At 39.1% G+C, this 20,211-nt stretch carries 26 protein-coding genes; all 26 read left to right on the forward strand.

Annotated features, from left to right (window positions below; translation table 11 throughout):
- The first annotated feature begins 54 nt into the window (after positions 1 to 54).
- A complete protein-coding gene (locus GSA01S_RS00965) occupies positions 55 to 1,230 on the forward strand; it encodes a DNA modification methylase (protein WP_066123855.1) in 1,176 nt (391 codons plus the stop codon).
- A gap of 1 nt (position 1,231) precedes the next feature.
- Complete coding sequence (locus GSA01S_RS00970; RefSeq protein WP_066123858.1) at positions 1,232 to 2,011, forward strand: S-adenosylmethionine synthetase N-terminal domain-containing protein; 780 nt, start codon at positions 1,232 to 1,234, stop codon at positions 2,009 to 2,011.
- 14 nt (positions 2,012 to 2,025) lie between these two features.
- Complete coding sequence (locus tag GSA01S_RS00975) at positions 2,026 to 2,565, forward strand: hypothetical protein (protein WP_066123861.1); 540 nt, start codon at positions 2,026 to 2,028, stop codon at positions 2,563 to 2,565.
- Positions 2,555 to 3,892 (forward strand): PBSX family phage terminase large subunit, encoded by a 1,338-nt coding sequence (locus tag GSA01S_RS00980; protein WP_066123864.1) that lies wholly within the window; start codon positions 2,555 to 2,557, stop codon positions 3,890 to 3,892. Before GSA01S_RS00975 ends, GSA01S_RS00980 begins: the two co-directional genes overlap by 11 nt.
- Before the next feature lie 14 nt (positions 3,893 to 3,906).
- Positions 3,907 to 5,415 (forward strand): phage portal protein, encoded by a 1,509-nt coding sequence (locus GSA01S_RS00985; RefSeq protein ID WP_281176406.1) that lies wholly within the window; start codon positions 3,907 to 3,909, stop codon positions 5,413 to 5,415.
- Between the two features lie 5 nt (positions 5,416 to 5,420).
- Positions 5,421 to 6,509: a phage minor capsid protein gene (locus GSA01S_RS00990; protein WP_066123870.1), complete on the forward strand. Its 1,089-nt coding sequence runs from the start codon at positions 5,421 to 5,423 to the stop codon at positions 6,507 to 6,509.
- Positions 6,506 to 6,700, forward strand: coding sequence for a hypothetical protein (locus tag GSA01S_RS00995; protein ID WP_066123873.1), 195 nt, complete (start codon positions 6,506 to 6,508; stop codon positions 6,698 to 6,700). Before GSA01S_RS00990 ends, GSA01S_RS00995 begins: the two co-directional genes overlap by 4 nt.
- A gap of 27 nt (positions 6,701 to 6,727) precedes the next feature.
- On the forward strand, positions 6,728 to 6,901 hold the full coding sequence (locus GSA01S_RS10835; protein WP_169792660.1) for a hypothetical protein: 174 nt from the start codon (positions 6,728 to 6,730) through the stop codon (positions 6,899 to 6,901).
- 266 nt (positions 6,902 to 7,167) lie between these two features.
- Positions 7,168 to 7,764, forward strand: coding sequence for a hypothetical protein (locus GSA01S_RS01000; RefSeq protein ID WP_066123876.1), 597 nt, complete (start codon positions 7,168 to 7,170; stop codon positions 7,762 to 7,764).
- A gap of 16 nt (positions 7,765 to 7,780) precedes the next feature.
- The gene (locus tag GSA01S_RS01005) at positions 7,781 to 8,665 is read left to right on the forward strand and encodes a capsid protein (RefSeq protein ID WP_066123878.1); all 885 of its coding nucleotides are present in this window, start codon (positions 7,781 to 7,783) and stop codon (positions 8,663 to 8,665) included.
- A gap of 2 nt (positions 8,666 to 8,667) precedes the next feature.
- Positions 8,668 to 8,871 (forward strand): hypothetical protein, encoded by a 204-nt coding sequence (locus GSA01S_RS01010; RefSeq protein WP_066123881.1) that lies wholly within the window; start codon positions 8,668 to 8,670, stop codon positions 8,869 to 8,871.
- A gap of 2 nt (positions 8,872 to 8,873) precedes the next feature.
- Positions 8,874 to 9,260, forward strand: a complete 387-nt coding sequence (locus GSA01S_RS01015) for a head-tail connector protein (protein WP_066123884.1) — start codon at positions 8,874 to 8,876, stop codon at positions 9,258 to 9,260.
- Complete coding sequence (locus GSA01S_RS01020) at positions 9,254 to 9,580, forward strand: putative minor capsid protein (RefSeq protein WP_066123886.1); 327 nt, start codon at positions 9,254 to 9,256, stop codon at positions 9,578 to 9,580. The genes GSA01S_RS01015 and GSA01S_RS01020 overlap by 7 nt, the downstream gene beginning before the upstream one ends.
- Positions 9,577 to 9,918 (forward strand): minor capsid protein, encoded by a 342-nt coding sequence (locus GSA01S_RS01025; RefSeq protein ID WP_066123889.1) that lies wholly within the window; start codon positions 9,577 to 9,579, stop codon positions 9,916 to 9,918. The genes GSA01S_RS01020 and GSA01S_RS01025 overlap by 4 nt, the downstream gene beginning before the upstream one ends.
- Positions 9,915 to 10,262, forward strand: coding sequence for a hypothetical protein (locus GSA01S_RS01030; protein WP_066123893.1), 348 nt, complete (start codon positions 9,915 to 9,917; stop codon positions 10,260 to 10,262). The genes GSA01S_RS01025 and GSA01S_RS01030 overlap by 4 nt, the downstream gene beginning before the upstream one ends.
- A gap of 16 nt (positions 10,263 to 10,278) precedes the next feature.
- Complete coding sequence (locus GSA01S_RS01035; protein ID WP_066123896.1) at positions 10,279 to 10,782, forward strand: phage tail tube protein; 504 nt, start codon at positions 10,279 to 10,281, stop codon at positions 10,780 to 10,782.
- Positions 10,783 to 10,835: 53 nt separating this feature from the next.
- The gene (locus GSA01S_RS01040) at positions 10,836 to 11,192 is read left to right on the forward strand and encodes a hypothetical protein (RefSeq protein ID WP_066123899.1); all 357 of its coding nucleotides are present in this window, start codon (positions 10,836 to 10,838) and stop codon (positions 11,190 to 11,192) included.
- A 10-nt stretch (positions 11,193 to 11,202) separates the two neighbouring features.
- Positions 11,203 to 11,841 carry a Gp15 family bacteriophage protein gene (locus GSA01S_RS01045; protein WP_066123902.1) on the forward strand — a complete coding sequence of 213 codons (639 nt, stop codon included), beginning with the start codon at positions 11,203 to 11,205 and terminating at the stop codon, positions 11,839 to 11,841.
- Entirely contained in the window at positions 11,834 to 14,488 is a 2,655-nt protein-coding gene (locus tag GSA01S_RS01050) for a tape measure protein (RefSeq protein ID WP_066123906.1), read from the forward strand. The genes GSA01S_RS01045 and GSA01S_RS01050 overlap by 8 nt, the downstream gene beginning before the upstream one ends.
- On the forward strand, positions 14,485 to 15,465 hold the full coding sequence (locus tag GSA01S_RS01055) for a LysM peptidoglycan-binding domain-containing protein (protein WP_066123909.1): 981 nt from the start codon (positions 14,485 to 14,487) through the stop codon (positions 15,463 to 15,465). The genes GSA01S_RS01050 and GSA01S_RS01055 overlap by 4 nt, the downstream gene beginning before the upstream one ends.
- On the forward strand, positions 15,465 to 16,802 hold the full coding sequence (locus tag GSA01S_RS01060) for a phage tail family protein (protein WP_066123912.1): 1,338 nt from the start codon (positions 15,465 to 15,467) through the stop codon (positions 16,800 to 16,802). Before GSA01S_RS01055 ends, GSA01S_RS01060 begins: the two co-directional genes overlap by 1 nt.
- Positions 16,803 to 17,255, forward strand: a complete 453-nt coding sequence (locus tag GSA01S_RS01065; protein WP_066123915.1) for a hypothetical protein — start codon at positions 16,803 to 16,805, stop codon at positions 17,253 to 17,255.
- A gap of 1 nt (position 17,256) precedes the next feature.
- Positions 17,257 to 19,176 (forward strand): hypothetical protein, encoded by a 1,920-nt coding sequence (locus tag GSA01S_RS01070; RefSeq protein ID WP_066123918.1) that lies wholly within the window; start codon positions 17,257 to 17,259, stop codon positions 19,174 to 19,176.
- Between the two features lie 15 nt (positions 19,177 to 19,191).
- Entirely contained in the window at positions 19,192 to 19,572 is a 381-nt protein-coding gene (locus GSA01S_RS01075) for a hypothetical protein (protein ID WP_066123921.1), read from the forward strand.
- Positions 19,569 to 19,865, forward strand: a complete 297-nt coding sequence (locus GSA01S_RS01080) for a hypothetical protein (protein WP_066123924.1) — start codon at positions 19,569 to 19,571, stop codon at positions 19,863 to 19,865. Before GSA01S_RS01075 ends, GSA01S_RS01080 begins: the two co-directional genes overlap by 4 nt.
- Positions 19,852 to 20,211, forward strand: a 360-nt coding sequence (locus GSA01S_RS01085; protein WP_157064748.1) for a CHAP domain-containing protein, incomplete at its 3' end; no start/stop codon positions are given. The genes GSA01S_RS01080 and GSA01S_RS01085, both read left to right, overlap by 14 nt.

The following is a 20,211-nucleotide window of genomic DNA, read 5'->3' on the forward strand; positions in this document are numbered from 1 at the left end:
AGCATTCCTTTATTGGAGTGCTTTTTATTTTGTAAAGAAAAGGGGTGAAGATGAATGGAAATTGTAATGATGAAGGTAGATGAGTTAATACCTTATGTAAACAACCCACGACATAACGACCATGCTGTCGATACCGTAGCGAGTTCCATTAAGAATTTTGGCTTTAAAGTGCCGATTGTAATTGACAGATTTAACGAAATCGTAACTGGGCATACTAGATTAAAGGCTTCAATCAAACTTGGATATGAAGAAGTTCCTTGTATCGTGGCAGATGATTTGACTGATGAGCAAATTAAAGCCTTTAGATTGGCTGACAACAAGGTAAGCGAGTTAGCCGAGTGGGATTTTGAACTGTTGGAAGCAGAGTTGGGATTGCTAGATTTTAATATGGAGCAATTCGGGTTTGATATGGACGAGTTTGACTTCGATGCCGACGGTGACGAAGTTGTTGAAGATGATTTTGAAATTGAAGAACCTGAACAGCCAATTTCTAAAATCGGCGACGTTTACCAATTGGGAAGACACAGATTGATGTGTGGCGATAGTACCAATATTGAAGATATGAAGAAGTTAGTTGGGAGCAACTTAGTGGATATGTATTTGACAGACCCGCCTTATAATGTTGCTTATGAAGGCAAGACGGCCGATGCTTTAACTATCGCAAATGACCAAATGGAAAATGATGATTTTAGAGAGTTTCTTAGACGAGCGTTTGATACTGCTAATAACTTTTTAAAACCAGGAGCTGTATTTTATATTTGGCATGCAGATTCTGAAGGGTATAACTTTAGAGGTGCTTGTTTTGATATAGGGTGGAAAGTGCGGCAGTGTTTAATTTGGAATAAAAACAGTATGGTTATGGGTAGACAAGATTATCATTGGAAGCACGAACCATGTCTTTACGGATGGAAAGATGGAGCTGGTCACTTGTGGGCATCAGATAGAAAACAAACAACGATTCTTAATTTCGATAGACCACAACGCAATGCAGAACACCCGACGATGAAGCCTATTGCCTTGTTCGATTACCAAATCAAGAACAACACCAAAGGTGGAGATGTTGTGCTAGATTCGTTTGGTGGTAGTGGCACAACGTTAATGGCTTGTGAGCAAAATGGAAGAAATGCACTGCTTATGGAATTAGACCCGCGTTATGTTGACGTAATAATTAACCGTTGGGAACAGTTTACAGGATTGAAAGCAGTTAAGGTTAATAATGAGGAGGAGTAAAATGTTTGAAAAAGTAAACCCGAGTCACCCAGACAAAGTGGCAGATAGAATCGCTGGTGCAATTGTGGATTGTGCTTATAAAATAAGCGATAACCCTAAAATTGCTGTGGAAGTGCTTATTGGGCATGGTGTTTGTCATGTGGTAATAGAAAGCGATGTTCGCATAACATACGAAGATATTATGGCGATTGTAAAAAGAATAGGTGGGGATGTTTATCTAGACCTGTTGAATGTACCACAAGACGAAGCTTTAAATGCTAACCAACAGGACAAGGTTCGTTGTGGAGATAACGGTATATTTAAGGGGGTTAAGGTGTCACAAGAAGAACGCAACCTGTCTAAATTTGTGAGAACTACTTACGAGAGATATCCTTTTGATGGCAAATACATTATTAACGGCAACACCATCATTGCTTGTCAAAGCAACGTTGAGAAATTAAATGTAGACGATAAGTATAATTTAGTATTCAATCCTTTGGGGTATTGGACTGGTGGAACAGACGTGGACACAGGAGCAACTAATCGTAAACTTGGAAGTGATATGGGCAGAGCTGTAACAGGTGGTGGGTTGCACGGGAAAGACTTATCGAAGGCAGATGTAGCAGTCAATATATATGCTCACTTAAAAGCACAGGAAACAGGAAGAGATGTCGAGTTGTGTTGTGCGATTGGGGATGAAACGGTTGATGGCAAACCTTACAGTGAAATAGTAAAGGTTGCTCGAAACTATATCGACTCTCTTGGTGGCTTCGAGAAGTTAGCCGAATGGGGTTTGATATAAAGGAGGATGTATAAATGGCTCGTTCGAAATACGAGGAGTGGCTCGAAAAAGACAACCTCACTCGTATAGAGTCATGGGCGAGTGATGGACTGACTAATGAGCAGATAGCGAAAAACATAGGAGTTTCCAGACAAACGCTTGATAATTGGTGTAAAAAGCACGTTGACATATTTGACGCTATAAAAAAAGGTCGTGAACCAGTTGTACGAGAACTTGAAAATGCGTTGATAAAGAAAGCAAAAGGGTTTGAATACGAAGAAGTAACGACTGAAGCGTGGGTAGACGATAACGGTAATAAGAAGCAAAAGGTATCTAAGCATAAGAGGTATAGTCCACCTGATAGTTCAGCGTTGATGTTCTTACTGAAAAACTACAAACCAGACAAGTATCGCAATTACAACGAATTAACTAAACGACAGATTGAAGCAGAAATTAAGAAACTGGAAGCCGAAGCAGATAGAGCATTGGCAGAAGTGGAAGAAAACAAAGCCTTAGCTTCAATGCGATTGGTGATTGAAGATGACATAGCGAGGTTTGATGAAGATGACAGATAATGAATACAGATTTAAAGTCAGACTTGAAGTCAATCCGAGCTTTTATGACGTGTGGGCAACACGCAAGCCTTTTAATATTTTAAAGGGTGGTCGTGGGTCGTTTAAATCATCAGTCATTAGCATGCTATTAGTCCGTATGATGTTGTATTACATTTCTAAAGGTGAAAAAGCGAATGTTGTTTGTATTAGAAAGACAGCGAATAATATCCGAGATAGTGTGTACGCTCAGATTATATGGGCATTAAACAAATTCGGTGTAGCACATGATTTTAAGTTAACTGTATCCCCTTTTACTATTAAACATAAAGGGACGGGTTCAACATTTTATTTTTACGGACACGACGACTTTAACAAACTGAAATCGAATATCGTAGATGATGTCATTGCTTTGTGGTACGAAGAAAGTGCTGATTTTAAGAATTCAGAAGAATTCGACCAAACGAACGCCACATTCTTACGTCAACGAAAGAAGACCAGAAGAAACGTGACGGTGTTTTGGAGTTATAACCCACCAAGAAACCCGTATCATTGGATAAATGAGTGGGTGGACGGTTTAAGGGGTTCTGAAGATTATTTAATTCATGAAAGTACCTATTTAGATGACGAGTTAGGGTTTGTTAACGAACAAATGCTGAATGAAATCAATCGTATCAAACGAAATGATTACGACTACTATCGTTACCTCTATCTAGGGGAAGCAGTTGGGTTAGGCGACAATGTATACAACATGGATCTAATTCACGAAATAGAAGAATTGCCTGACAATGAGTATTTAATCGGACTATACTTCTCAACCGATACGGGTCATCAAGTATCAGCCACCACTTCAACTTGCTATGGATTAAGCACCAGTGGGAATGTGTTCCTACTCGACACAAGCTATTACAGTCCTGTCGGCAAGGTCAAGAAACGAACTCCTGTCGAGCATTGTCAAGCAATTAGGGGGTTTGAAGATGAAATGATTGCGAAGTATCAAAAGCCTGTCATGAATAAGACAATTGATAGTGCAGAAGGTGCTATTCGAAATCAGTATTATGATATGTACGGGGAACATTTGCACCCCGTAGCGAAAAAGAAGAAAGTAGACATGGTCGACTATGTGCAAGATTTATTGGCACAAGGTCGTTTTTTTGTGCTGAAAACAGAAGGCAACAAGATATTCATTAGCGAACATCAACAGTACAGATGGGATAGTAAGAGTATTGAAACTAACCCTGACAATCCTAGTGTCGTTAAGGTAGATGACCATACGTGTGACTCGTTCCAATATTTCGTTTTGGATAACTTAAGTCACTTAGGATTAGCAGTAGGTAAAGGGGTGAGATAGTGTTTGAAAAAGTAATGACTGTTATTAGAAGGGGGTTGGTTAGGATAGGACTGATTAAGGAAATAAACTCGTTGATTGAACATAAGGAACTTATGGTTAATGAACAAGCTTATAACAGAATTAGAAAGAATAAGGACATTTACAACGGCTATCACAAGGCATGGCACCATATCGACTATTTAAACTCGGTTGGTGATACTAAAACACGTGACATGGTTCGTTTAGGCATGGGGAAAGTAGTCGCACACGAAATGGCAAGCTTAATCTTTAATGAACGTGTGCAAGTTGATGTTAACACTCGTGGTTATGAAGGAGATAATGACGAAGTAGCGGAGTTTATCCAAAACGTTTTGAAAGATAATGGGTTCTATAAGAACTTCCAACGCTATTACGAGTACTGCATGGCATTATCGGGCATGGCAATTAAAGTATACCACCATGACGGTAAGATTAAACTAGCATGGGCGAGTGCTGATAGCTTCTTCCCACTAGGAAACGACTCAGAAACGATTGATGAAGCGGTGTTCGTGACAGAAGAACAACAAAACGGTAAGTATTATACGTTGTTGGAGTGGAATACATGGGAAGTTGACACCTATGTGGTTCGTAATGAACTGTACGAAAGTACAGATAAAGGAAAGTTAGGGGTTAAAGTTCCGTTAAGCACAATTTACGAGAACTTACAAGAAGTGACACCGATTGATAACTTGAAACGACCACTGTTCGTGTATATTAAACCGAATACAGCTAACAACAAGGATATTAATAGTCCCTTGGGTATCTCAATTTACGAGAATGCTTATGACACACTCTATTCTTTAGACTACCTATACGACTTCCTAATGAACGAATTCAAATTGGGAGTGCGAAGAATAGCAGTAGAGCCTAGCATGCTGAAGTCGCTGCCTAAATACAACGACATGCGACAGGTAATTGGTATGACACAAGCATTTGATACTGATGAAACGGTATTTATTGGTATTGCAGGTGAAGGGGACGGTATTAAGGACTTAACGGTTAGCTTGCGAGTTGACGAGATAGTTCAAGCGATTAACACTCAATTGGAAATCTTATCAATGCAGACTGGTTTGAGTGCAGGGACGTTCACGTTTGACGGTAAAACCGTTAAAACAGCAACAGAAGTTGTGTCGGAGAACTCTAAGACTTACAAGACGAAGAACTCGCATGAACAGTTAGTAGCTGAAGGCATTAAAGAATTAATCACCACGATCATTGACGTAGCTTCTCTGTATGAATTGATACCAATGACAGAAGTTGATGTATCGATTAACTTTGATGACTCAATCGCACAAGACAGAGATAAAAACCTAGAATACTACTCAACTATGGTTAACATGGATATGATACCACTGGTTGAAGCTATTCAGCGTGTAGCGAACGTCAACGAAGATACAGCAAGAAAATGGTTAGCAGAACGACAAAAAGAAAAAGCCATGTCTATGCAATTAATTCAATCGCATGAAGTAGACATGTTTAATATAGCTCCTAATGATATGGAGTGATGTAGATGGCAATCCAATCAAGCCTATTCGTTGAGCAAATCTATCAACAAATAGAAATGGAAATACTAGAAGTCATTGCTAAGAGATTGTCGCAGGGCATGTATACTGATGACGGTATATTGCATTGGAAAATGAAACAAATAAACTTACTAGGTCGATTAAGACAAGACCAATACGAGATTATCGCTAAATATTCAGGCAAATCTGTTGAAGCGGTAAAGGTCATGTTAGAAGAAGTCGCACAGGACGAATATAAGCGTCTCACAGGTCATTTAAAGCAATATGAAGGTAATTATATTCCTACCACTTTATCGAGTTATGGAGCGTTATATACGCTAACCAGTGCATTAGAACAACAAGCTATCGAAGTATCAAATATGCTAAACAGTTCTATCATTCAAGGGGCAGAACAATCCTACCGAGATATTTTAACTGAAGCGGTCATGAATGTATCTTCAGGTAGGGAGTCCATTCAATCTTCTGTGGTTAGGTCAATTAAACGCATGGCAGAGCAAGGCATTCCAACATGGACTGATAAAGGCGGTCGTGTGTGGAGTAACGAGGCTTACGTTAACATGACGATACGAACGACTAATAAGAATGTGACTAATCGAGTGACTAATAACCTACTTGATGAGTACGACATTGATTTAGTGAGAGTATCAGACCATGCAGACAGTAGACCTGAACACGCTCCATATCAAGGTAAGATATACTCACGAAGTGGCAAAAGTAAGAAATACCCACCACTAAGCGAAACAAGCTATGGCGATACGAGAACAGGACTTGTGACAGGCATTAATTGCCGACACTTACTATATCCTTACTTTGAAGGTGTGAGTGCGAAATATCCTGAACCACTACCGATTGATGAGGTACAGAAGAACTATGAACAATCGCAAAAACAACGATACTTAGAAAGACAAATAAGAAACGCTAAGAAACGTAAGGTTGCACTTGAAGCCTTAGGGGTAGATGATGAAGAAATCACGAAAGCCGATAGGTTAATCAAGGCTAGACAAGCTAGAATGCGTGAGTTTATCCGACAAACAGGTAGAACACGACAATATAGTAGAGAAAGGGTGGTAAGTTGAGTAAGTCCAGCGAACAAATGTTAAACATAGCTAAGAGTCTGATTGAAAGTATCAATCCTGATGATGTGGTTAGAGTTGTGACTAATCAAGGTACAGCGACCAATGGTTATGAAGGTATCACGATTGACATTATATTTAGCGAACCCACACAGACACCTAATCAAGAAAAGGTTGATGAGTGGATGGCTTAATGCTAGTGAGTGAAAAGGGGTGAAAAAATGGAATTGGTATTATACTTACACAACGGGAACACACTTAAATTTGAACAAGTAACTAATTTATTTATTGATGGAGAAGAAATATCGTTCAATTACGTTAGCTCTTCAACTGGTAAACACAAAGAAGCTACTTTTAAATTTGCTTCAATTTTAAGAATGGCAACAGAGAAATAATAGTCCTGAGTATGACTTAAAAAGGCTTATTTATTTTAGAAAGGGGGATAGCACCTTGAAACCGTCTGAAAACTGAAAGGAGGTTATCCACATATCTCGTCTAGCACTTACGTTAAAGTGCTTTTTTTATGCACAAAAATGCTTGTTTTTGTAGTTTTTAACCCCAAAATAGCAGACAAAAGTCAGAAAACCGTCCTAAACATGCTTATGACGTTAAAAGGGGCAAGGAAACCGACAACAAAGTCGTTAAAAAAGGAGTAGAGAAAATGAAAAAAGAAATGTTGAAATTAAACTTACAAATGTTCGCAGAACCCGAAGTTGAAGAAGCTAGCACTCAATCGGAAGGTGCTGAAACAGTTGAAGAAGTAGCGAAAGTGACCTTCACACAAGATGAGTTTAATTCGAAGATGGCAGAACGTGCTAATCGTGCTGAGAATGACTTATTAAAATCATTAGGGGTTACCTCTAAGGAAGACTTGCAACAGGCTTTAGCAGAGTTCCAAGAGTTTAAAGACTCACAGAAAACGGAAACTGAGAAGAAAGATGAGCAAGTCAAGGCTCTGATTGATGAGAAAACACAGTTGCAGACCGATTACGATAATCTAAAAGCACAAGTGGAAGCTATGAAGTTAGGTGTTAAAGATGACTCAATCGAAGAAGTTATCCAACTAGCAAACCTAAAAGTGACTGATGAAGTTACCTTAACAGAAGCTATGAAACAAGTGATTGAGAAGTTTCCAATGTTTACTGGAACATCGGAACAAGCACCTGAAAAGAAACCAACGTTCGTTAACCCTGTCAATCCTAAGACAGACGGTGGCGAAGTAGACGCATTTACAAAAGCATTCAAAAAATTTAAATAAAAGGAGTTATTAAAACATGGCAATTAAATTATACACGCAAGCATACGCAGGACAATTACCTGATTTATTCACGAAACAATCACGTTTCTTACGTTCATTCGGTGGGAACATTCAGACTTTAGTAGGTAAAGAAGCAGACGAGAACTTTTTAAAATTAAAAGTATCGGATACTGATGTTGTTATTCAAGAATACTCAACTGATCCAAATGTTGCATTCGGTACTGGTACTGGCAATTCAAATCGTTTTGGTCCTCGTAAAGAAGTTAAGTCAGTTGATTTACAAGTTCCGTTCGACACACCATTATCAATTCATGAAGGTATTGATGGTTACACCGTAAATGACATTCCTGACCAAGTAGTCGCTGAGCGTTTGGCTTTACATGCGATTGCATGGGCAGAGCGTTACGACACAGAAATGTCTAAAGTGTTATCTGAGTCAGCTTCAGAAACGTTAACTGGTAAGTTAACGATTGCCGGCATTCAAAAAGTGTTTAACGAAGCACGTTCTACATTCGTCAACAACCGTGTTACTCGCAACGTTGCATGGGTGGCTTATGTGACTTCAGAAGTTTACCAATTATTAGTTGATAATGCGTTAACAACTACCGCTAAACGTGCATCAACTGACATTGACAATGGAGAGTTAACGAAATACAAAGGGTTTGTGTTAGTTGAAATCGAAGATGACAAGTTCCAAACGGGCGAAAATATCGTGTTTGTAGCAGACAATGTGGGTGTGGCTGGTATCGGTATTCCTGTTACTCGTGTGATTGAGTCTGAAGACTTCGCAGGGGTGGCGTTACAAGGTGCTGGTAAGTTAGGTAAATACGTACCTGAAAAGAACAAGAAAGCTATCTTAAAAGCTACCTTAACAGAAACAGCGCCTGAAACTCAGGAGTAAATATGGGATTAGTCAAGTTTAACTTGCCTTTTAAATCCTTAAAAGATGACAAAGTTTATTCGGCAGAAGAGGTCATTGATATGACCTTTTCTCGTGCCGATAGGATAGTGTCTGATATTCGCAAGCAAGCGATGACGAATGAGGAATTAAAGGCATATTCAGAATTTAGTTATGAAAGGGTAAAACAAAGTAAAGGCGGTGAATAGCCTTGATTACAAGCGATTATTACATCAATGAATATAAAGGTATTGATATTGCTTTAGAAACGCTAGAAAGCCTATTAAAACGTGCTGAGCGTGACATTAAGGTGCTATCTAATTACATTGACCCTGATACGTTAAGTGAGTTTCAACAAAAACTGTATTTAGATGCAATCTGTTCACAAGTTGAATTTCTAGCGACAAATGGGGAACTATCATCTACTATCGTTAACGCAGAAGCAGACTCATTTAACATTGGGTCGTATTCAGAAAGCAACTACAAGCGACAATCTGACGGTAGACAAGAAGATTTTACACGAAGATACTCGTTGATGACGATTGAGTTATTAACGTCCGCAGGTTTGTTTTACAGAGGAGTGCGTGTCCTATGGTAAAACCAATCAGAAGAAACTTATTAACTCACACCATTGAATATAGCGAGTATTCTAATGATGATGTGTGGGGAGTGACTTACAAGGAACCTGTCACGATAGAGCGTGTGAGATTAGAACCTAAAGAAACGGTCGTGTTCGGAATGAATAACCGTCAAATCATAGGGAATACATTGCTATTTCATGACAGCGTACACTCGACACCTTGCAAGTTCGTTCCTGAAAGTAAAGTCATATTCAATGGGCGAGAACTAGTCGTTCAAACTGTCAATGAATATTACGACAAAGAACGACTTCATCATGTTGAGGTGGTGCTAATATGATTGGGTTAGACGTTAAGGTATACACAGACCAAATCACGAAACGACTTCAAAACGGAGTGCAAAACTCCACGTTAAAATTGGCGACTCGTGTATTGGAAGATAGTAACAAATATATCCCTAAGCAAATGGGAGTGTTAGAGGGGAGTTCATTAACTCACTCAGACCTACCAAATGGCAGGTTAGTGTGGGCAACTCCATACGCTCGCAGACTTTATTACAATCCACAATATAACTTTAGCAAGGACGTTAATCCAAATGCAGGGGGATTGTGGTATGAAAGAGCGAAAAGTCAATATCTAAATGAGTGGAAGAAAATAGTAGCGGAGGAATACACATGATTGAAGCGATTGAAATGATTGTGACAAAGATTAATTCACTTGGCTTATATGCGAAGTGCAAAATCGGCACAATGGAGCAAACGAACGAAGCTATCTCATTAATCATCAGTCCTTCAGGGTATTCCAACTACTATATGGACGGTGATAGGACTGAGCCTTTTAGCTTCCAAATTCAAGCGAAATCAACTAACCAAATGCAAGTCATTATGGCTTTAGATAAGATTAAAGACACTTTAGAAAGCATGGATATACAGACCACCACTCAACCTAATTTAGTTGAACAAAGTGGCCTGGTGTATATCTATGCTTCTATTTTTACAACGACAATCGGCAAATTTAAATAAAAAGGAGTTATGTTAAATGGCAATTAAAGACCAACGAATTAAAAACGCACTGTTGATGAAACATTACATTGCAGACCCAGCACATCCTGACTTTTGGATGCGTTTAGGGAAATACATTCCCACCGTAACAGACTCGTCTGAAGACGTGAAGGAAGACGGGGTTGCATGGTATGACGGTGACGGAACATCATCAGAAGAAATCACAGATTATATTATCGCAATGACATTCGAAGGGACTTATGGTGCTGATGATAATGCTATGCGATATTTAGATCATATCAAATATGACACGAACAATCGTGAAGTATTATGGAAAATCGAACGTGAAGACCGTATCGAAACAGGCTTAGCTAATGCAAGTGGTATTGTAACAGGTGGTGGTGAAGCGAGTGCTTTTGGTGAGTTTAAAACGACTTTAACTCGTAAAGAGAAACCGAAGGTTACGAATTTAGACGGAGAAACAGCTTATGTGTTTAAGCACCCTGCAACTAACGGGGGAACAGCTGAAACGCAAGAATAATCAACGGGAGCTATACGCTCCCTTATTTTTTAATCAAAAAAGGAGTTTGAAGGATGAAACCTATTAAAGTTCAGAAAAATTATATTGATATCCCTTTCGTAGACGACAAAACAGGCGAAACTATCCTTGAGTTGAAGTTTGAATTGTCGGACGAAAAGGCAATGGAATTAATCAAAATTAAAGAAGAATTAGCAGATAAAGAAGTCAAAGACTATGAAGGTTTGAAAGACGGTATCAAGACTATGGTGGACGGACTATTGGGCGAAGGTTCGTTTGACAAAATGTTTGCAATAACACCTGTCGTTAAAATGGTATTCCAATACTTTTTAGCAATTTGTGAAGGCATCACTGAAGAATTAGAAGAACGAAAGCTAAAGCAGGTCAATGACGAACTAAGCGAGTTTATTTAGGGGTGGTGTAATGCAAGTTTATAAACCACTTAAAGATTTTATTGCGATTGGTGGTAAAAGATACAACATCAACGCTAGTTTTGACAACTTGCTTAAAGCCCAAGCTGTTTTAAAGTCCAAGAAAATTGACTCGTATTTCAAAACTATCATGGCTTTTGTCTTTATGTTTGGGGAATTAGACCTGAGAAGTAAGTATCCTGACTCAACCGAGATTGATATGTTTCATCAAGAGTTCATGGCTTTAGGCTTCCACGAAATAGAGCCTGAAGTACTTCAACAAGCGTTTGAAGATGTACTTAGACGATACGGTGGCAGAGCCAATGACGGTCAATTGTATGATATTACAGGCGAGCCTATGCCTCAAGCAATGATTGAGAGTGGTAATCGGCTATTTGACATAGACCAAGACGGAGACGCTTTATTTGCTAGTTTCATGATGGCTTATGGAATAGACTTATTCGAGCAACAAGGCAAATTGCATTACTCGAAATTTAAAGCCATGTTGGATAACTTGCCAAACGATACACCTTTGGGGCAGATATTCGAAATCAGATCATGGTCGCCCGAAAAAGACAAACGCAAGCGTGAGGAAGTCATGCGAGAACTGCAAAACAGATACAAATTGAGAGGCGGTGAGGTAGATGAGTGATGGTAGAGTTGAAATAAAAGTCAATGTAGAAGATAGCGAAGTCGGTCAACTTAACCAAAGTTTGGGTGGTATCGGTGGTGCTGTTAGTAAAGCTAAAATCGGCATTAAAGATATGGCAGGTGCTTTGGGGTTATTTAAACTCGGAAGCATGGCAATTGACGGTATCACAAGTGCCTTTGGTGAGTTAACAGGAGAGATGAACGAGTCCATGAAAGCATGGAGTACGTTCGAAGGGAACATGGCTATGATTGGCAAGAGTGGAGATGAAATCGCTAAGGTTCAGGCTTCCTTACAAGATTTCGCCACCAAAACAATCTACTCCGCTTCCGATATGGCTTCTACCTATTCTCAAATGGCTGCTATTGGATATGACAAGACAGAGCAACTTGTTAAGGGTATGGGTGGTTTAGCAGCTGCTTCAGAAAACCCACAACAAGCAATGAGAACACTATCTCAACAAATGGTTCAAGCTTTAAGTAAGCCTACCATGAGATGGGAAGATTTTAAGCTTATGCTAGAACAAGCACCTGCTTCCATGTCTGAAGTAGCCAAACACATGGGCATGAGTTTAGATGAGTTGGTAGTCGCAATTCAAGACGGGCATATCACATCTAAACAATTCGCAGACGCAGTCGCTGAAGTCGGTACGAATGAAAACTTCAGTAAAATGGCTACCACCTACAAAACAGCAGACCAAGCTATGGACGGTCTGAAAGAGACATTGGCTAATAAGCTATTGCCCGTTTATGAGAAATGGCAAGAATTCCAAATTAAAGGCATTGAAGGTATCACTGATTTAGTAGATAGCTTTGATGTTAACGGTCTGATTAATGGCTTTAATAAGGCACTACCTAACATTCAAAAAGTTGCTAATAATATCGGCAAGTTTCTGACGACTGGAGCTCAGAAAGCAACTAGGTTCTTTAAGCCAATGACGGACGGTTTCGTCAAGATTGGTAAAGATATGCTAGGCTTCTATGGTAGTTTTGGCGATATGTTTGACAAGATTGCAGATGGCGATTGGGAAGGTGGCTTGAAAGTCTACTCTGATGCCTTTAGCAAGACTTTCGATAATATCGTAGATAATTCAAAGAATATCGTCACAGGTATGAAAGACAACCTATTTAAGACAATTGGAGCTACATCATGGTCTGATGTTGGAACTAAGGTAGGTTCGGTTCTATCGGACGGTATCGACTGGGGAGCAAGTCTACTCAGTACTGGTTGGGATATTGCAACAAGTATCGTCGACAAAGTTACAAGTGTTGACTGGGGAAATGCGTTGTATTCCTTTACAACTAATGTGGCAGGCTTTGCTAAGAACGCTTATTCAGAAGTGAAAGCTAACTTAGACGAACGTTTTGGTGACGGTAAACTTGGACAGTCAATCATTGACCAAATCTTTAATCCTGATAGTGAGTTGAGGGTAACTTTAGATAAGATTGACACTGCTATCATGGAAGGACTAGAAGGTGCTATTGATGGGGTTAGTGAAGCAATACTCGGTATGTCTATTTCTGATATTGACGACAACTTAGAAACGTTATTTGGCAAGATTGGTGATATTGAATTTACGGGTGACTTTGGAAAGCTTGTAACGGACATTGAAACTGCTATTTCAGAGTCCTTTGGTGACTTCTCTTTTAATGACCTACTCCCTGAATTAAGTTGGGGTACATGGGAAGATGACATCAACGACTTATTGAGTTGGATATCAGCCAAAGGCGAAGAAGTTAAAGCTAAGTATAAAGAGAACTTCAACTTTGAAGGTGAAGGTGGAAAGCTATCAACTGGTAGTTCTAGGGGTAGTGGTACAGGTTCAGGAACGGTGGCATTTGGTGTTGGTCGTTCACAAGGAACCACTAAAGTAGAAAGTCCGTTAAAAGACGTTGACGTGTCAGCCGATACTGCACGTATAGAAACTGCTATTCAGACTATGTATGACACTATCCAAACTATGACAACAGAAGCTAATACGCAAATGGAAACGAACTTTAGCGACTCAATGAATAGGCTATTCCAAACTGCTATGCAAGGCATGGGTAGAGTCAACCAAGCTTTTACATCAGGCTATCAAACTGGCTTAGTCAATGCACGAGGGTTTAGTGACTCGCTTGTGATGATATTCGAAAATATCGCTGTTCGCTTGCAACAATCAGGAATGAACGCAGGGGAAGGATTTGCTTTAGGTTTAGAAAGCACTCGTGGCCGTATCATGAGTACTGCTCGATCAATTGCTAATGAAGTTGTCACAACGATTAATAAGGCTTTAGATGAACATTCGCCTTCAAGAGTGCTGTTTAAATCAGGGGCTTTTGCTGGTGAAGGCTTTGCTTTAGGTTTAGACTCGTGGATTGATAGAGTATCAGGTATTTCAAATAACTTAGCTATGGCTTCAGTTCCTGACCTATCGAAAGTCAATCACAAATTTAGTGGTGTTAATGGCACGATTAGTCAGATTATCCAAACTGCTAATGATACTAATAACGCTGTCGTGGTCGAAGCGATTGAAAGCCTTGAAGAAACGTTAACGCAAAAACAATTTGCTATCACGAGTGATGAAGTAGCAGATAAAACGCAAAACCGATTAGATAAGACAATCGGAAAGAATGCAAAATATAACGAAGCATGGGGGGTAGGAGGATGAGTTTAATCACGATAAAAGAAAAAGTCATGACGGAACACTTTGACTCCTCCCGTCATGGCTTACGGTTGAGAAGTAGACAAGCCGACACACCTGATATTAAAGGCGAGGACGCAAGTATTCAGTTCATGAATGGGTCATTTGATTTTTCTATGATAATGGGGGAAGAATTTTACGAGGACAGGATACTAAAATTTGAATTCGGTGCGGTTAGAATGACTAAAGAACAACGAAAGGTGTTAGAAGCGAAGGTTAAACAGGAGCTAATGGGCAAAGGTAGAATACCTATCTTTGACACATGGAAATACGGTTACTTTTGGTATGGAAAATGTGTAAAAGTCAAGGTTAAAGATGACCCTCGCAATCACGGAACAGAAGTCAATATTGAGTTTCAAGTCTATCCTTATATGCTTTCGGTTCATTCATTCTTTCACGATATTTGGGATATCTTCAGTTTTGATGATGATGTCGCAAGCTATAACGCTTTTACGGTTAACGGAGAACTTGACATTGAATTGTACAACAACGGTGCTTCAAGTGTTATTCCTGAAATTATTGTAAAAGCCAAAACACCATTGAAAGCAGGCACTGACTCAACTGGTGGAACGGTCACCGAAACGAAAGTAATTGAAGGCACGAAGTATACCGTTAAAAGAGGTGATGTACTATGGCGAATAGCAAACATGTATAAGACAACGGTCGCTAATATTTGTAAGTGGAACAACATCAGAGCGACTGATTTTATCTATCCTAATCAAGTGCTTTATGTATCAGCACCACGAACGGTGACCACGACCACCGAAACGGAAGTCAAGACCAAACCTGTCTTTATGGAAATCGACTTTTACGGCGATATTATCAAGTTGGATAATGGCACTAATAAGAATACTAAGTTAGTGCTAAAACAAGGTGTTAATCGCCTTAAAATTAAAGGAAATGGCACGATTGGTTTTGAATATCGAACTGAGGTGATGGCTTAATGTATCGAGTGATTTTAAAAGATGATTATTCAGATCAATTTGAAAAAGTCTTACATGAGCCACTAGCCAATGGAAATAAATTATTGAGTGGCAAGGGAACGCTCCGTATCGTCGGGTGTAGTTCTTTTACTGCTCAAATACCACCTACTAACGACTACTTTCATGCGATTAATTCAATGAAGTCAATCATTGAAATATATGACGTTATTAATGATAGATTGATTTTTGAGGGGCGAGTATTAGACCAAGACTTTGAATTTAAGAAAGACGGAACTCATTATCATAAAATCGTGGCAGAGGACTTTAAAAGCTATTTTAGAGATACTTCACAACGCTATGCTAAGCGTGAAAACAAAGGAGTAAGAGATTTACTTGCTTACGTTTTAAACGTGCATAATGAACAAGCAGAAACACATAAGCAATTCGTGTTAGGAACGGTCACAGTTGACTCTGATACGGACACGCCATACAGATGGATTGATTACGGGACAACCTTTGATATTTTGCAGAACATGTTTTTGCGTGATATCGGAGGTTATTTTGTTATTCGAAGAAACGAACAAAAGCAATTAGTCTTAGACTACTTGAAAGAAGTTGGGAAAGACAGCGACATGCGTTTTGAATACGGTCAGAACGTGGTACGAGCCACTAAAGAAACGGATAACCTTGAAGTGATTACGGTCATTGAGCCTTTAGGGGCGAACGTTGATGATAACAATGATGATGTCACGAAGTACGGAACGAAAGTCACTAGACCTAGATTGAGCATATCGAGCGTGAATAATGGCAGTCCGTTTATTCGTGACGAAGAACTAATTCAAGTCTTTGGTGAAATCACTAGACAAGTTAACTTCTCGGACATCACAGACCCTACTGTCCTAAAGAATAGGGGATTGCAATTCAAAGAAGAGCAAATGGCAAGCCTTAATAACTGGGATTTAACCTTGATTAATCGTGGGTTGATTGACCCCTACTTTGAAACGATAGAAGTTGGCAATCGGTATATCACAGACCTGCCAATGCTAGCCAGTCCTGAACGATTGCAATTGACAGAAGTTAACTTTGATGTGCATAGTTTTAGCGAGGTACAGGTTAAGGTTGGCGATACCAATTCAACCCTATCCATGTATAAGCTAATGAACCGAGAAGCTAGACAGTCAATGGCACGAATAAACAGTGAAAACTATGATTTAAGAATTAATCAAACGAAGTTAAATCAACTGATACTTGATTTAGATAATGCTGTTACGAATAAAGCGAGCCAAGAAGTGATTGATGAACTGCAAAGACAAATTGAAGAATTAAAAGAGAAAATCGAAACTGGAGGTACAAACTAGATGGAATTAAAAGATATACTACCATTCCTTGACCCTGAAACATTAAAACGTTGGACGGAATATCAACAAACACGTGATTGGAATTTAGTTGATTGGACTAAACCTAAAACATTCACTGATTTAGCAAATATCGTTCGAAATAGTGGTTTAGGTGGTGATGTTAGAGAAGCACTAGCCAAAATGTTTGAAGAAGTGTCGGTCATGGTAGGAGCAGGGGCTAACGAAGAACAAGCTAGACAGATTTTAGAGTTAATAGGTAAGTCGATTGAAAAAGGTAACGTCACAATGGCAGACTTAACCCAAGAAGTGAAAGAAGCCTTGACAGGTGGTAGTGTGCCAGTCGTGGGAGAAGGAGCAGTTGGTGTCGTGAATTTAGATGTGACTTTAAAACAATTTTACGAAGATTTTAATGGCATGATGACAGAACAAGACCAAAATTGGAGTGTGAATTAATATGGCAGATAAAATGATGAGAATTGCTGGTAGAGACAGTTTAGGGAAAGCAAAGGCAATTCAAACGAATTCGGACGGAGTGTTACATACGAGTACGAACATTGAAAGACCAGCGTTTCCTACTTCCACGTTCCAAAGTGGTCAGGAATATGTGACACCAATCAAGAAATCATACGGTCGAGATAAATTAGTTATTCAATTTTATTTCTTCGGAGCGTTGGAGTTATATATACAGTACGTGAATAAATCCGCTCCCGGTTATGAGTATCAGACAGAACCTTTTGAATTAATCTATTCTAATCCAGCAGAAGGATCAACAAACTTTAAAAAATATCATAGAGTGGAAGTGGATTTGAAGTATCATACTTATAAGCTTAAAATTGTAAATAAACATAATTACGCAACAAGGTTAGATGGGGATAATATTGAAATTTTAGGATATCAATTACCTAAAATCAATGAAACAATTAATGTTAAATCTAACATGGAGTCTCGCCGATTGTTCGCTAGTACGGTTGTAGGTGGTAAAGGCAACACTAATGATACATTAACAACTGAGCGACGCAGCTCGTTGGGCTATACTTATTCCAATTTAAACTTTTATGCTTTCGGCGGTTTCCAAATTTATGTTAAATACCTTCAAAACAACAACGACCGTGGGGCTGATTGGGAACTAGTATATAATAACCCGATTGAGGGGTTTGGTAATTCCAAAGAGTTTCATACTGTTTCATTTAAACTTAAATATCATCTATACCAATTGAAATTTGTCAACAAACATGGATTTGGTACAAGATTAGATAATGATACAAAAGAAATATTAAGTGACGAACCTTTATTTGATGAGTATTCTGTGAAATTAGCTAATCCGAAATTAAAAACTCCCAAAACTACTTTAACCTTTAAACCAATTTCCATTGATGTAAAAGTTGGTCATAAGGGGTATGATGGTAAGTTTTACATTTTGGACTCAAACAACGTCATCAAGACATACGACAGTATCACTGATGGTTCATCTGCAACTAGCACGGGGGTTGATTTAGATAGTCTAAATATGACTATTTCTCATATCGTTAAAACTCCACAAGCGATAGTATATTATGGTTCTGACGGTACTAATGCTTATATTTATTCAGCAGTCAATATTTCAACAGTGCCTACACTCAAATTCAAAACGACCAGTACCTCCTTTAGCTGGTTTGAAGTAGATTACAACGTAGACGGCATCAACGGAATAATACTTTCGGGAGCCTATGGCACTGGTCCTGAAAAACGCGAATTAGTTCTAACAACAGATGGTGGACTAACTTTTAAAACCATTAAAACGACAGCTGGAGTGATTTCAAACCCGACAAGTGGTCAAGAATCCGTAAACTCCCATTGGCACGGAGTGGCGATTGATGTGACCAGTGGTTATCTGTACGCTTTAGAAGGTGACCATACGGATAGAGCTGCTATTTGGTGTTCGAAGGACTTAGGTGCTACGTGGCGAAAATTAGATGTGATGGACGGTATTAATCAACAGCCGACAATCGTCGTACCATTCCGACACAATGTATCTTTCGTTCGTGATGGTGACCATGTGGGGATTGACGGGGCGACAAAGCCTACTAATCCGTTCAATGCGCACGGTTTAGTCCATGAAGTGATTGAATTTAACAATCAAAACGGTTGGGAGTTCTTTGGACGCTCTAAAGTTAATACTGTCACAGAGGCTTACATCACGTTTCAAGTTCAGAAAACTGCCACTAGACCTATCATGGTGGCAACAGGTGATGGTGGTGCAAGTTGGCATCAAGTGTATTTTGGAATGACTAATGTAGGAAAACTCTTTGGTCAAGACGATCGTCATGTTTACGTGTACGGAGATACTGATGGAAAAGCTTATTATGCAGAGAAACTTAATTGGATTGATAATTAAGAAAGGAGTAGATTGATGGAAATAATCACAGACATTTTAACAGGTATCCAAGACCACCTTGTCGCTGTTATTGTGACGAGTGCCTTTACAATCGGAGGTTGGTTGTTAAATAAGGCAATTGGTGTTTTAAAAGACCACTTACGACTAAAACGAGAAGCGATGGAACACGAAAGTACAGAGCAAGACCTTATCAAGCAAGGGGTGCTTGCTCTTTTGCGTTTTCGGGTCAATCGGCTTTGCGCTTCGATCAAGCAAAAAGGCTACATGACGATTGATGAGAAGTTAGATTTAGTCGACATATACAGCTCCTATGAGCTTTTGGGGGGCAATTCGAGAACGCACTTGATTTACGAAGATGTGATGAGTAAATATGATGTTAAGGAGGAGGAAAAATGAACATTTTAAATTTACAAGGTAATTCCTTAGCGGTGGCATTAGTCATCGCTATTTTTGTGGCTTTATTCGTGGAAGTTTTGAAATATTTTGACAAAAAAGGTGCTTTCACAGCTAACTTTATCAATCTATTATCATTAGTCATCGGTTGGTCATTAGCTATGGTTGCCATGAAATTATTAGGCGGTCAACTAGATGAGTTTACTTTTATCGGTTTAGGTGCAGGTGTGGCATCAAGTGGGATTTATGAGATAACGAATAATTTATTCGGAGGTGCTAAGGTTGACAGTAAATAAAGTTTTAGAGATTGCCCAAAGCTATTTAAACGTTCAAAAGTATTCACCACAACATAAGGCTATCATTGACGCTTATAATAAGGTCAAACCTATTCCTATGGGATATCCAGTGAAATATGATGATGACTGGTGTGATGTTTTCGTTACACACGTTTTCGATAAAGCAGGGCAATCAAACTTAATTGGGCGTGAATGCGGTGTGGAACGTCACAAGGCTATTTGGAAATCCAAAGGTATTTGGTTAGGTTTAAAGCGTCCGCAAAAAGGCGATTTAGTGTCGTTCCATTGGGGCGGACAACGTAATGGATTTGCTAACCATATCGGGATTGTTTATGCGGTAAATGGG

The organism is Globicatella sanguinis NBRC 15551 (genome assembly GCF_001552295.1).
Lineage (GTDB): Bacteria > Bacillota > Bacilli > Lactobacillales > Aerococcaceae > Globicatella > Globicatella sanguinis.